This window comes from Desulfuromonas acetoxidans DSM 684 (assembly GCF_000167355.1).
GTDB classification, from domain to species: domain Bacteria; phylum Desulfobacterota; class Desulfuromonadia; order Desulfuromonadales; family Desulfuromonadaceae; genus Desulfuromonas; species Desulfuromonas acetoxidans.
Map to the genome: position 1 here is coordinate 1 of NZ_AAEW02000039.1, position 13,559 is coordinate 13,559.

At 48.0% G+C, this 13,559-nt stretch carries 9 protein-coding genes and 1 pseudogene; 6 read left to right on the forward strand and 4 right to left on the reverse strand.

Annotated elements, in window-relative coordinates:
* From DACE_RS18385 to DACE_RS16370, 6 genes and pseudogenes are all read left to right on the forward strand, one after another.
* Positions 1 to 1,714 (forward strand): annotated as a pseudogene (locus tag DACE_RS18385) (hypothetical protein); the annotation flags it as partial.
* A 149-nt stretch (positions 1,715 to 1,863) separates the two neighbouring features.
* On the forward strand, positions 1,864 to 2,409 hold the full coding sequence (locus DACE_RS16350; protein WP_006003190.1) for a GspH/FimT family pseudopilin: 546 nt from the start codon (positions 1,864 to 1,866) through the stop codon (positions 2,407 to 2,409).
* 11 nt (positions 2,410 to 2,420) lie between these two features.
* The gene (locus DACE_RS17685) at positions 2,421 to 2,801 is read left to right on the forward strand and encodes a type IV pilus modification PilV family protein (RefSeq protein WP_006003173.1); all 381 of its coding nucleotides are present in this window, start codon (positions 2,421 to 2,423) and stop codon (positions 2,799 to 2,801) included.
* A 2-nt stretch (positions 2,802 to 2,803) separates the two neighbouring features.
* Entirely contained in the window at positions 2,804 to 3,883 is a 1,080-nt protein-coding gene (locus DACE_RS16360; protein WP_006003175.1) for a PilW family protein, read from the forward strand.
* A 22-nt stretch (positions 3,884 to 3,905) separates the two neighbouring features.
* Positions 3,906 to 4,520 (forward strand): pilus assembly PilX family protein, encoded by a 615-nt coding sequence (locus DACE_RS17690; RefSeq protein WP_006003177.1) that lies wholly within the window; start codon positions 3,906 to 3,908, stop codon positions 4,518 to 4,520.
* A 23-nt stretch (positions 4,521 to 4,543) separates the two neighbouring features.
* A complete protein-coding gene (locus tag DACE_RS16370; RefSeq protein ID WP_006003179.1) occupies positions 4,544 to 9,343 on the forward strand; it encodes a PilC/PilY family type IV pilus protein in 4,800 nt (1,599 codons plus the stop codon).
* 75 nt (positions 9,344 to 9,418) lie between these two features.
* On the opposite strand, the gene DACE_RS16375 is transcribed toward DACE_RS16370, so the two are convergent.
* From DACE_RS16375 to DACE_RS16390, 4 genes are read right to left on the reverse strand one after another with little or no spacing between them, the layout of a single operon-like run.
* Positions 9,419 to 10,777 carry a sigma-54-dependent transcriptional regulator gene (locus DACE_RS16375; protein WP_006003181.1) on the reverse strand — a complete coding sequence of 453 codons (1,359 nt, stop codon included), beginning with the start codon at positions 10,775 to 10,777 and terminating at the stop codon, positions 9,419 to 9,421.
* Positions 10,777 to 12,270: a sensor histidine kinase gene (locus DACE_RS16380; RefSeq protein WP_006003183.1), complete on the reverse strand. Its 1,494-nt coding sequence runs from the start codon at positions 12,268 to 12,270 to the stop codon at positions 10,777 to 10,779. Before DACE_RS16380 ends, DACE_RS16375 begins: the two co-directional genes overlap by 1 nt.
* A complete protein-coding gene (gene radC, locus DACE_RS16385) occupies positions 12,267 to 12,968 on the reverse strand; it encodes a RadC family protein (RefSeq protein WP_006003185.1) in 702 nt (233 codons plus the stop codon). Before radC ends, DACE_RS16380 begins: the two co-directional genes overlap by 4 nt.
* Before the next feature lie 10 nt (positions 12,969 to 12,978).
* Complete coding sequence (locus DACE_RS16390; RefSeq protein WP_006003187.1) at positions 12,979 to 13,491, reverse strand: hypothetical protein; 513 nt, start codon at positions 13,489 to 13,491, stop codon at positions 12,979 to 12,981.
* Between the last annotated feature and the right edge of the window lie 68 nt (positions 13,492 to 13,559).

Below are 13,559 nucleotides of genomic sequence, written 5' to 3' on the forward strand. Positions count from 1 at the left end.
AATGAAGACACTGTTAAAAGCGCTAACACCCCTGCTTATTGGACTATTGTGGACGGTGAGTGCCTGGGCGTCATTAACCGATCAGTTAAGCGAAGATTTTGCACCAGTCAATGGCTATGTCGTCATGGCCGCAGGTGGCGAATACATTTTAGACGTCGATAGCAGTCAAGGGGTCAGCAGTGGCGATTTGTTCAGTGTTGTTACTGAAGGTGAAAAAATTGTTCACCCGGTTACTGGCGAAGTCATTGGCTCCTTAGATCGTGTTTCCGCTGTACTTCAGGTGACGCGAATTAAGACCGGTTATTCCTATGCCAAAGTTCTCCGGGGTGAGGCAACATTAGAACCGGGAACGGCAATTCATCGCTTTGACGGCCTTGATGCGGTTTTCGTTGACGAGGGCACCAATAAGGATGTCCTGTCTCAGATTAAAGATGCTGTTCCTGCTTTGCAATGGCAGGGGAATAGTGCTTCAACTCAAGCAGATCTTTATTTTCAAGCCGGTGCTGGAGCGTTGCAAGTCCGCGACAGTCAGGGGCAATTGTTGAGGAGCTATCCTTTGACTGCTGCTGTTGCCGCAACCCCTGCACCCGTAACGATGACTGCTCCTCGTGTTGTGGCTCCATCGATTGCCGCACCACAAATTACACCAACTCCGGTAGAGAATTCCGGCACTGTTCAGTATCAGGCGCCACAACAGGTCTCAAGTTTTTCGACGGGTGGGCTGAATATGGAGTTTCCCCGTTTTAACAAAATTGGCCAATTCGGTGATACGACCAGAACGGCTGATTTTGAACCATTTAACGGGAAATATCTTTTAGCCGCAGGAAGTTTCGGACAAATCAGAGTGTTTGACGTCAGTAATGGTCTCACTATGTTGGCAGATGCCGACAGTGCCACTCTTGGTCAGATTCTTTCTATCAGCTGGTGGCAGCCGACGGAATCGGAACTTTATCTTGTTGCCAATGTCTGGGGGGATGATCGCCTTGAGACCGATGTGTTGAAATGGACAGGAAATGGCTTCTCGGTTGTGGAAAAAGGGATGCGCAAACTGTTGGCAGCCTTTGATGGTGATGGTGATGGTCGTTCCGAACTGCTGCTAACCCAGGATTTCAATCGGGAAACCTTTTACGGTAACCGGGTTCGTGAAGCATATTTGGCTGGTGACGAATTGGATTATCGTGATGTCGCATTTGAGATTCCACGCAACTTCCGAATTATCGGAGCGGTGATTGCTGATGTGACTGGCGACCAACAGCCCGAACTGAGTTTTGTCCGTAACCGTCGACTGTATATCTACTCCGGTACCCAGCAGCTTTACAAATCAAACAAAGAGATTGGCGCGTCCATCTCCGGCGTTACTTATGATGTTGATCCTGCCGCTCAAAACCCGATGATTACCACCGCCGTATGTGAAGTGGCTCCGGTCGCTGCAGATCTGGATGGTGATGGCATCAAGGAAATTGTTGCTGTTGGTGCAGAAGGGACACTGCTCCAAGCAGCAGGAGTGACCTCAACCGTTGATCAAAGCTGGCTGGCTGTTTTCAAATATCAGGACGGTATGATGCTCAAGGGAACTCTCGGCGATAAGCTGGAGCGTCCCATTCAAGGTGTTGCCGTTGTTGATGGCCAGGCTGTGATGGTGGCAACCGAGCTGGGATCGTTGCTGGGTGAAGGTCAGAAGAGCAGTTATGTGTTGGCGGTACCGGTGCAGTAGCTAGGATAAATATATTCAGCCTAAAAGGCTGCAAAATTTGCACAAAAGTGCATTTTTTGCAGCCTTTTTTTGGTGAAATCCTTTGGATTTTAGGTAGGTCGGCATGGCATGCAAATTGAACTTAATAAGCAAAAACAGAAGGAGCAGCCATGTCTAAGGAAGATCAAAAAGGATTTACTCTGCTAGAAGTTGTTGTGGTTATAGCCATGCTGACAATTTTGACAGCTATAGCGGGTTTTTATCTTGTGGGAAGAGCTCAGAGAGCTTCTTTAAAAAAAGATGCGAATGATATCGCGCATTATATGGTCTTGGCCAAAACTGGTGCGATCCGAGATACAACCGTTTGGGCCATTCAATTTGATCCTGCAGGCAGACAATATGTCGTGCTGAGTAATTCAGGAGAGGATGCCGGATCCGAAGATTGGACCGATGGAGATGAGGTTGTGTATCAAAGAGTGCGCCTGTCAGCAAAGATTAATTTTGGAAGTGGTAAAGGATTGCGTCCGGGGGCTACTGTGTTACCGATAGATGGCGTAAGCTTTTCGGCTGATCGGGTTGTGTTTAATCCCAATGGAACAAGTGAGTCAGGAACTGTCTACCTGAAAAATGATGAAAATGAGACATTCGCTATGAGCAGTTTGGCGACGACAGGCCGTGTAAAGGTCTGGAAGAATTATGGATCTGGCTGGGATTAAAGGAGGTAAGAATGTTGAAAGCTGAGCATGGATTCAGTCTGATTGAATTAATGATCGCTTTGCTTATTTTGGCTGTGGGTTTACTTAGTCTGGCTGGTTTGCAAGGTGTTGCCATTGAAGGTAACAGACAAGGAAACCTGATTTCACAGGCAACTGCATTAGCTGAAAACCGAATCGAACGGATTCAAAGTGAAGATTATGATGCGGTTAATGATGTAACCTTCCCGGCGGTTGACAATGGCATAGGTATTAACGGTTATTTCGATCGAACAACATTGATTGAAAATGATGTGCCTTTGGTTGGTCTGAAACGTATAACGGTTACAGTCTCCTGGTCTGATGGTGAAGTCCATCAGGTGGAGTTGCGCACTATTGTTTCAAATGAGGGGTGATTATGAATAATCGTGGTTTTACATTGGTAGAAATATTGATCACCCTTCTGGTTTCGGCCGTGGTGCTGCTTGGTGTACTGAACCTGTTCAACAAAAGTCAGAAAACATATGCTGTTCAGGAAGAATTGGCAGAATTGCAGCAGAACGTCCGTGTTGCCAAAATGTATCTTGAACGAGATGCACGCATGGCCGGTTCTGGAATCCTGAACATGTCCTATGGTGGCTACGAGGTTTTCCCGATCGAATTCGAAAACAATGTTGACGGATTAAGTGGAAATGCCGCGACTGTTGCCAACATCGTTACAGGAACAGATCTCGTTGTGATTCGCTACCAGAATTTCAATACCGATGGTTGTGGAACCGATCCAACTGGAACCTACAGTGCTTGTGATGATTTACCTCAGCTGATTCTTTCCAATGACATGCCGGATACGGCAACTGTAGCGATTGTCGTTGATGATCTTGAAACGACTCCCTACAGTGCCTGGGATAATGGGTGTTATTGTAACGGTGTTCCTTATACGCAACCAACTCCAGGGATGCCCTTTATTGTAACAGCACCTGATGGGAGTTCATCGGCGGTCCTGTTTCATACCAGTACTCTTCCCAATTCAGATAAAATAGGCAACGCACCAAACTACACCTATAACGGGGTGACCTATCCCAATAAAGTTCTTAATACTTATCCCGCCGGAAGCACGATAAATTTCTTTTATACCGATGGAATTTATGAAGCGATTTACTACATAGAAAACGTTGATGGTATTCCATGCCTTATCCGTGATAGTGGCAGTGGTGGCCAGGTCATTGCTGAATACATAGAAGATATGCAATTGGCTTTTGGACTAGACACTGCCGGCGACGGGGCTGTGGACACATGGATTGATAATGCAGATCTGACCAATACGCAAAAAAATCAGGTGCGCCTAGTGCGCCTTAATGTCGTCGGCCGGACTGCCCATGAACACCAAAATTTCACAGGAAATCGTCCTGCCGTTGAAGATCATGGAGCTGGTCCTGCTGATGGATTTCGACGTCGTCAGCTGACTGTAACAGTCAAAGTAAGAAATCTGGCCCTTTAAATAGATTGGAAGAGGTGACGTGATGGCTACTGTTATAAAAAATGAACGCGGTGCTGCGTTAATTGTTGCTCTGGTCGTTTTGACTCTTCTGACAATTATAGGGTTGGCGGCAACAAATACCTCGATCTTGGAAACCATGATTTCTTCCACTGAGCGCAGTCGAGCAGAGGCTTTTTATGCAGCAGAGGCTGGGATCGAGCATTTGAGAAGAAATTTTAAATCGATCTTCATCACGAACAATAATGCGCATTTAGCTGCTGGTGAAGATCCAGACTGGGATTTTGTCCTGAATGGATCTCAAGTTGGTGTTGATGCTGCAACAGATATGAGTTTTGAAGGTGGTGCACGCTGGATTACTGGTGGAACTCTCGGGACAGATTATCAATACGATGTGACTGTCTGGAACAATGACGATGGTGGTTCGGCGATTGATGACAATGATTCTATTATCTACATGAGGGCAACTGCACATGTTCCGGATGGTGGAACCGCCAGTATTGAAATTAGCTTGTTTGGTGGCGCATCAGGGGGGAATGCTCTGGCAGGATATGGTGCCCAGGAAGGGGCAGGCTCCGGTAAAAATTACAATTCCAATGACATTAACAGAATAACGGACTTTAGCGCACAGATTAATTGAGCAGGACTGAGAGGGGGCTGAATATGAAAAAGATATTCAAAAATAATGTGCAAATCTTATGGGTGGTTCTGTTCACTGTGCTTCTGATATTGACTGCGAATTATGCACTGGGCAAACCAGGCGGTGGATCCAATAACAGAACCTTGAAGATAATACTTGCAGATAATACGGATGGCGCAGTGCGTGTCACCGTGAGTTCAGGTTTCGGCTATAGCGAGCAGGTTATTACTTCTAGTCGGAGTTTGAGTGTTAATAAATGGGCATCCGTATCTCTGACGCCAATAAACGGGTCTTTATCCGAATTTGATCACTGGTCCGCAAGCTTTATTGGGTATCAAGATGAGAATGACAATCCGTTGCAGTTTTCGATGAATCGCTCCAGCCGTACCGTTACGGCATATTTTACTGAGCCTGAGGAAACCCGTCAGGTGCTCTCTATAACTTTTGCTGGAGATGGTGATGGAGTTGTTTCTTTAATCGGTAAAGTTGGTGGCGACGATGTTTCCTACACCGTTGATAGTCGCGACATTGATGGCACTGTTGCATCGTTCGAATTTGATACTGATTCAGATGTGCATATAGGAACGACACCGTCAGGACCCGATCTTTTTAATGGGTGGGGAGGAGATCTTTCTGGAACCGATAATCCCGAAAGTCTCACCATGGGTAGTGATGCTGATGTCACAGTCTATTTCGTTGCAAAGCCAACCGAGCAGCTGACATTGACCGTTGCTGGAACAGGGAGTGGCGGTGTGACTTTAGTTGGATCGTCTGGAAATCATTCATATGCCAGTACCACCGGAGGGATATATCAATTTTATCTGGATGAGACCGTCATATTGACTGCAACCGCAATCGCCGGGTCTTTTGAAGGTTGGAGTGGCGATGTTGTTTCAGCCGGGACTTCAACCAGTTTGAATATGAATGAGGTGGATCATGCAGTCACGGCAACGTTTATGGACGGCGAAGCTCCAGGTGAAGTGAGCATTTCTATTTCATTCAGTGGTGACGGTACCGGGAGTGTCATAATGTCAGGGGATGGCGACAACAGTTGTTCTTTGTCTTCTGATGGGACTTGTTCTTTTTTGGAGAACGAATCGGTGACCGTGCAAGCCAGTGCCGATTTAACCTCTGAATTTACAGGATGGAGTGGTGCCAATACGTCAACTTCGCAAACGATTAATCTTGTTATGGATGCAGATAAGTCGTTGGGGGCGTCTTTTTCGATCGCTGAAGAAACGACGATTCCCGGTTGTGGCACCTCGACCTATGATGATTATTCTGGTGGATTCAATGCCAGTGAGTTTAGGTTAAACAACGTCAGTACGACTGTAGATGGTTATTTGAGGCTGAATACTGGCGATGATGCTATTGATCCGAATAATATTATTATCCCTTTTGAGCAAGAGGTGTCAGTTACTTTTCTTCACGAAGGCGCTGGATACACATTAAGTGATTTTGGCTGGTTTCTTCCTGCCGAAGGCGATGATGCAACTCTGCATGAAGTTTACCACAATGTAAACGACGATGATGGTGATGGCATCCTTAACGCCTATGAAGGTGAAGACAACAATAATGATGGTGAAGAAAACGTATTAGATACGCGTGAAATGTTAGGTACCTTTGCTGGTGGAACCGAGCTAGGTTTTTACCTTAAAGTTGATAATGAGGATAAGGTTTTTTATACAAAAACGGACTTTAATCCGGATACTTATTCTTCAACATCCGGTGACTGCTCAGGGGATAACTTCGAAAAAATTTATCTCTTGGGCAAGGATCGCACAGAATCATCTTGTGTCTTGAAAAGTGGGTGGCTGGATTCTAACGCACGGCAAAGAGCCGAGACCTACTTTGATCTTCATTTTGACTATAATAGTAGCAATGATGATGATCCGACAAATGATATTGCTACACTACCGATTGTTCGTGGACAGAAGTTTCCGCATGTTATTGTCGGTGCCCCGGACGATAAGCCCAATGAATGGATTCTTGGTTGGGAAGATTTAGGTGGTGGCGGTGATACCGACCATAACGATATGGTTTTTATCATTGAACGTAGAACCGGCGGGGTTGCCCAGCTTGAGAGCAGCCAGGCCATCGAACCGGTAGAGGCTGGTGCGTACTATACGGCGGTTACGTTTGAAGTCTATGATTACATGCCCTGTCCGGGGCAGACAGAGATTACGTATTATGTGTCGATTGATAATGGGACCAATTGGATAGAAATAGATTCTTGGGACAGTGTCGCAGAGTACGCACTGGATGAAGAGGGCAATAAGTTCCTTGGTGATGCCGTCTCTTATTGGGAGCCAGGTTATCCAGAATATACCTATCGTACGCGTCGGATTGATTTTTCCGGTCTGGGACTAGTCGGTCGGCAATTGATCTGGAAAGCTGTTATGACCAGCGAAGAAGAGACCTGTGTGCCGGAGATTGTCGATGTGATTCTGGATGGCAGCGTTGCCACACATGGCGAGATTTCCAGGGCCTCTCCGGTCCAGCAGGGTAATGTCCTTTTTTCCGGCAGTTATGAAACACCTTCTGTTGATTGGACAACAACAGAGCTGCGTGGTCATCTTAGTGCCACTCGCGTGTATGACCCTCTTGATACGCATTTGACCGATGAAGTTGTGCTGTGGGATGCCGGTGAAGTACTAACGGCCCGGGAGCCCAGCACACGAACCATTTATTATCCTTCGATTACAATCAATGACGTCATTGGCGAAGCCATGACCGACGATGAGGGAAATGCGTGGCAAGGGGATGGTATAACCACAACATTTTATGGTGTATTGGACCATGCTCCCATTGTCGCGGAAAGTGTTACCATCACAGTGGGTACGGAAACATTTACAGATAAGCATACCTGGGATTTGGAAGGTAGCTTAGGTGGAACCGGAAGCATTAACCGGGCTACGGGTGAGTGGGTTATTGTTCCACATGAAGCTCTTGGCGATGGTTTACCCCTCATGGCCTCGTACTCATGGTATGTGACTGATTCGTCTCTGGCGTCTTTTTCTGCAAATGATGTGACCAATGAACAGCTGGGGCTGGATGATACCTTTGTTTATCCCGATGGCTATCGTTATGACTTTAATGATGATGGTGATTATACCGAAGCGGATGGAGATTGGCTTGTTAATTGGGTTCGAGGGTATAAGGATGGTGTTAGTACGAAAAAAGACTGGATCCTTGATCCAATTGATCATTCGGTACCTGCGGTTGTTACTGCACCAGGTCGGCCAACCTGGTACTACGGAACGGCAATAACGGATGAAGAGCGAGCAAGGTTTGATCTCTTTGTTTTGGCAAATGCTTGGCGTGATACTCTTGTTCTGGTTGGCTCTCGTAGCGGCATGCTACATGCTTTTGATGCCGGATCTTTTCGTTGGGGTGATAATGCTTATACGGGTGATGTTGAGCAACGTGGATATTTTGAATGGAGTGATGCTACCGCAGTGTCAGAATGGTGGGATGAGTTATTAGAGAAATATCCTGATACCGAACCCGAATCAGAAGCTCCCTTCTTCAATTGGCAAACAATGGGGGGTACTGCACCAGATCATGGAGATGGATCCGAGGTATGGGCGTTTATTCCGGCTAACTTGTTATCCAGAATGAAAAACAATTACCTCAAGGGGGAAGACCGAGCTTATGTTGATGCTTCACCGGCTGTTTCTGATGTGTATATCAACGATCAATGGCGAACCGTTGTCATCAGCGCAGAAGGTAATGGCGGCGATACAATTTTCTGTCTGGATGTGACGGATGTTAATAATCCGACATTTATGTGGGAATTTGCTGATCCTGATTTGTTCCGGAGCCGTTCTTCGCCGGCGATTGCTGTGATTGGAAAGATCGTAGATGGCGGTGAAACCAAATGGGCGGCCTTTTTTGTCAGTGGCCGAACCTATGATGAAACTGTTTATCCCTCCATCTACGTACTGGATATAGAAGATGGCAGTTTGATTGATCGTATTTATCTGAATTGTGAAACCGGTGGGGTTGGTGGCGTGCCATCCGGTCAGCCCGCAGTTGTAGACTCTGACGGCAATGGCTACATTGACCGTCTCTATATCGGCACGGATGAGGGATATCTCTATAAGGTGAATTTGCCAGATGATCCTGAAGCGCCCAACTATGAAATCAGTCAAACTGTAATCAATGTCGACTTTGATTACACTGTGGTCAATGATATGGGAACTGAAGATGAGGAAGATGATGTGACAACAACCTATACGGTTGCAGAGTCGCAGCGTCATCATTCGATTTATGCATCCCCTTCTGTTGTGGTTGACAACAGTTTGGATGCGTCAGGAAATCTGTTCTACAACATCTATATTTTCTTTGGTACAGGAGACAGTCCATATGCGGATGAGGATATTGATATCGGTAACACTTCATATCATTTCTTCGCTTATCTAGACCATGCTGAGAAAGGCGAAGTCTCAACAGAAAATATAAATTTGGACTGGTTCTATGAACTGCCTGCCGGGCAGCGAATCTTTTCCTCTGCATTTGCCTCGGCTGGAAGTATTTATTTCGGTTCGGCAACCTCAGAAACAGAAGATCCTTGTACCGGGAGTAATGAAGGGGAAATTTACGTCTTCAGTTATTCAGGGATTTCGTTGCTCAATGATGAAAATGGTGATCCCGGGTTGGAGGTTGGTGATGTTACCACAACACCTTTGGTAGAGGATCAACATCTGTACATCAAAACCCCGGATGGAATGAAATCCTTTGGAAATGGTTCTTATAATAATCCTGTTAAAATGGGGGGGCTGCCCTTTACCCGTACGCGGTTCTGGCGAGAAGTTTTTTAAGTAAATCCGATGGGACTGAAAAAGAAGAAGCGAACCACTGACCAGTGGTTCGCTTCTTTGTTGCCTGCTTGCAGGCTATAGATCGTAGTCTTTAATCTTGTACTGCAACGAACGGAGGCTGATCTCAAGCATTTCCGCAGCTTGGGCGCGCTTGCCGTTTGTGCGTTCAAGGGCCGCTTTGATGTAGCGCTGCTCAAGAACTTCTGTGGCTTTTTTTAAAGAAATATCGTCATCAACGGACGACAGCGTTGATGCAGGAAGCTTTATCTCTTGTGGAAGGTCAGTGGCAGTGATGAGCAATCCCCGGCAAAAAATCAATGTCTTCTCAATGACGTTTTGTAGTTCACGAACATTGCCTGGCCAGGAATAATTTTGTAGCGCCTCGTTCGCATCGCTAGTCAATCTTGGAATTGGACGCCCCTCCCGTGTGGCTATTTTTTGGAGAAAATACGCACATAGCGAGGGGATATCTTCTTTACGTGAGCGTAATGTGGGGACCGTGAGTTCAACAACGGCTAATCGGTAGTAGAGGTCTTCCCGAAAGTTGCCTTGTTCAATGGATTCTTTAAGGTTTTTGGCTGTAGCGGCAATAATTCTCACATCAATTTTGCGCGGTTTGGTCTCCCCTACGGCAAGGATCTCTCTTTCCTGCAGAGCCCGAAGTAGTTTGGGCTGAAACTCCAAAGGCAATTCACCGATTTCATCGAGAAACAAGGTACCGCCGTTGGCAGCATAGAACAGGCCCGGATGATTCTGGGTAGCGCCGGTAAAAGCTCCCTTGCGATGGCCGAACAGTTCACTTTCCACTAATTGCGGGGACAGCGCACTGCAGTTGACGGCGACAAAGGGAGCTTTGGCGCGCGGACTGTGCTCATGTAACGCACGGGCAATCAGTTCCTTGCCGGTACCGGTTTCGCCCTGAATGAGCACCGGCGAGGCCACGGTCGCCAGTGTCTCAACCTGATGCAGCACCTGCTTGATGGCAGTACTGTCGCCGATGATCTGCTGTTGTTCTCCAGAGGATCTAAGTTCGCGCCGCAACGTTTCGTTCTCCCGTTGCAACCGTAATCGCTCCTGGGCTTTTTTCAGAGTAAGAATAATTTCATCCGGCCGAAACGGTTTTGATATGTAGTCGTAGGCGCCATTCTTCATACAGTTCAATGCTGTTTCAAGTGACCCATAAGCGCTCATCATAATGACGGTTAAGCTAGGGAATTTAGGCAAAATACGACTGAGGAAGCCGATACCATCCAATTCAGGCATGCGAACGTCGCACAAAACCAGGTCATAATGATTGTGTTCGACTTTTTCAAGAGCCTGTTTGCCGTTTTCAGCTGCGTCGACCTGATACTCTTCCTCCTCTAAAATCGTCTGGAGGAGATGACGCATGGCGGATTCGTCGTCGACAATGAGAATGGAGCAGTTTTTGCTCATCAGGACTCTCCGGGAATGATAGGTAGTGTGACCGTAAAGCAGCTTCCTTTGCCTTGCGTTGATGTGGCCTGTAACTCGCCCCGAGCATCGTGCACCAGTTGATAGCTGACGTACAAGCCGAGGCCGCGACCCTTACCCGGCGCTTTGGTGGTGTAGAACGGATCAAAAATGGTTTCCAGGCTCTGCCCTTCAATGCCATGGCCATTATCTTCAACCTTAATTGTGATCTTCGAGTCATTTTCCGTTGCCGTTATGGTAATGGCACCATAGCTGTCCGTTGCGTCACGGGCATTGAGGATCAGGTTGACCAGAACCTGCTGTAATTTAATGGGCGGTATGGAAACGTGGCTTAATTGTTCCGGCCAGTCTGTCGATAGATGGCGCTCTTTAAGGGCCCCTTGTTGCAATAACATGTCGCAGCTGTGTTTGAGGACATCAGAAGGGGCACAGTTGGCATGGCCTGACTCGTGATCCGGGGCGGCAAAATCAAGCAAGTCTTTGATTAGTTGGTCCATGCGATGGCTCTCATTGAGGGCGCGCTCAATGAGATCGCGGTTTTTAGGCTCTTCACATCGCTTTTTGAGTAACTCCAGATAGCCGATTGAGGCACTGAGAGGGTTGCCCAGCTCATGAGCAATGCCGGAGGTCAGGTTGCCGATGGAGGCAATGCGTTCCGAATGGGCCAGGTGCTGTCGCGTCTGTTTCAGCTCTTCATGGGTTTCCTGAAGTTTGCGGTAGTGGTGGCGCTGTTCTTCGAGACTGTTCTGAAGACTGTCAACCATCTGGTTGAAGGCGGAGCCGAGTTCGGTAATCTCGCGCGGTCCGGATTCTGGAGCGCGCTGACTTAAATCACCATCGGTAATTTGTAAGGCCCGTCTGGTTAGCAGGGTGACGGGGCGGATGACCGAGGGGTTGAGCAATAGAATGGCGGTCAGAACTAGAATCAGACCGTAGCCGAAACAGAATAGCACTGCCAGTTTTGTCAAGCCGAGAAGTTGTTCGAATATGTTGTGAAGCGGGTAGCGCAACTGTAGAGCATAGGTTGCGCCATAGCGGTGAATAGACGTGGTTATCTCTACGTATTGTTCCGAAGCCTGAGAGTTCGGCCAGAGATTCAACGTACTGGGAAAACTGAGATGGATCTGCGGTGATTGTCGCAACAGGGCGTAACGTAACTCCCGCTGGGAGCGGCCATGAACCGTCAATGTTGTTGACATCGCAATCGGCATCATCCGTTGATCGACGAGACGCCAGTGAAGGAGTTTATGGTGTCGCGCATAGTGTTCGACCACCTGAGCCATCTCCAGCTCGGGTAACTGTTCTACAGAAAGGCTCAATGCCGTTGAATGATCGGTGTGGAGTTTAATCGCCTGGTCCAGCAGGCGTGATTCCGTCAGGCGCAACAGCAGAAATGTCATAAACAGCAATGCTGCGCCAACCAATAATCCGCTGGAAAGGATGATTTCGGTGCGTAGCCCGAGAACGCGTTTCATGAGGCCCCCATCAAGCCCTGTTCAGCGAGGCTGGTGTAGCTATCATGGCCGATAATGATGTGATCAAGCACGCGGACGCCGAGCAGGTCGCCCGCCTCTTTGAGCCGTTGGGTGATGGAGATATCTTCGCGGCTGGGGGTGGGATCGCCGGAGGGGTGGTTGTGGACAAACAGAACTGCTGCGGCTGATTCGCGCACCACAGCCGTAAACACTTCACGCGGATGAACGATGCTGGCGGTCAGGCTGCCTTCAGAGATGCGCACGTCTTTAAGCAGGCGGTTCTTGGCATCGAGAAGCAGGGCGATGAAAACCTCTTTGTTGTAGCGCAAAAAACGATTGCGGTAACGCTGGAAGACCGTTTCGGCATGGGTGAAAGAGCCGCCCGGCATCAGGGCGCAGTCGCTCAGTCGCCTGGCCAGCTCGAATACGGCGTGTAATTCCGCTGATTTGGCCGGACCAATACCGCTGATCGTGCAGAGTTCGCTGGTGGTGGCGCGGGCCAATTGAGGTAAATTGTCGAATTGGTTGAGCAGGCTGCGCGCCTGATCGACAGCGCTGGTGCCGCTGGCGGCATCGCCGGTGCGTAAAATCAGCGCCAGCAGCTCGGCATCGCTGAGCGCTTCGCTACCGCGCTGCAGGAGCTTTTCTCTCGGCCGATCGCCTTCCGGCCAGTCTTTGATTCGCCGCAACTCCGCCATGGTTTTCGGCTCACGAATGCATTCTGAGCTGCGCGTAGAGAATAAATCCCATCAGGGCGACGGCCAGCCAGCAGGAGATGATGTCGGTACTTTTCCGGGGAGGTTCCTCCGCCATTTGCGATGTCTCTTCGCTGACGGTTTCAGCCGGAACATAAGAGAGCAGCTGCGAAATCATCAGAGGAAACTTCGAATAAGCGTTGGAAATGATCAGAAAATCATCGCCGGCACACAGGGTGACAAAGGCCCGTTTCTTGACTTGAATGGTTTCGACTGCAGTGATTTCAGCAATTTTGACAATTTTGCGACGGAGAAATTTGCGTGTTTCGATCTGGTCTTCGCCAATGGTTGTGCGGCGGAACAGGCACTCGATAAACAGCACGATCACCGGTAAGATCATAAAGGCAAGAATGGCGATCTTGGCAATAGGCTCTTTTAAAACAATGCAGCTGACCAGTAAGGCCACAATCTCTATAGCGAGGAGTCCCAGAGGGAAGAGGAAAGCCTTGCGAATCCGGAATGTCATAATAATGCTCCAGCAGATATACAAAAAGGGCGTGTTATTCGTTTGAATGAGACACGTCCAACATAAAC

Coding starts and splice junctions, on each gene's coding strand:
- DACE_RS16350 (WP_006003190.1), top strand. CDS start 1,864: ATGTCTAAGGAAGATCAAAAAGGATTTACTCTGCTAGAAGTTGTTGTG.
- DACE_RS17685 (WP_006003173.1), top strand. CDS start 2,421: ATGTTGAAAGCTGAGCATGGATTCAGTCTGATTGAATTAATGATCGCT.
- DACE_RS16360 (WP_006003175.1), top strand. CDS start 2,804: ATGAATAATCGTGGTTTTACATTGGTAGAAATATTGATCACCCTTCTG.
- DACE_RS17690 (WP_006003177.1), top strand. CDS start 3,906: ATGGCTACTGTTATAAAAAATGAACGCGGTGCTGCGTTAATTGTTGCT.
- DACE_RS16370 (WP_006003179.1), top strand. CDS start 4,544: ATGAAAAAGATATTCAAAAATAATGTGCAAATCTTATGGGTGGTTCTG.
- DACE_RS16375 (WP_006003181.1), bottom strand. CDS start 10,777: ATGAGCAAAAACTGCTCCATTCTCATTGTCGACGACGAATCCGCCATG.
- DACE_RS16380 (WP_006003183.1), bottom strand. CDS start 12,270: ATGAAACGCGTTCTCGGGCTACGCACCGAAATCATCCTTTCCAGCGGA.
- radC (WP_006003185.1), bottom strand. CDS start 12,968: ATGGCGGAGTTGCGGCGAATCAAAGACTGGCCGGAAGGCGATCGGCCG.
- DACE_RS16390 (WP_006003187.1), bottom strand. CDS start 13,491: ATGACATTCCGGATTCGCAAGGCTTTCCTCTTCCCTCTGGGACTCCTC.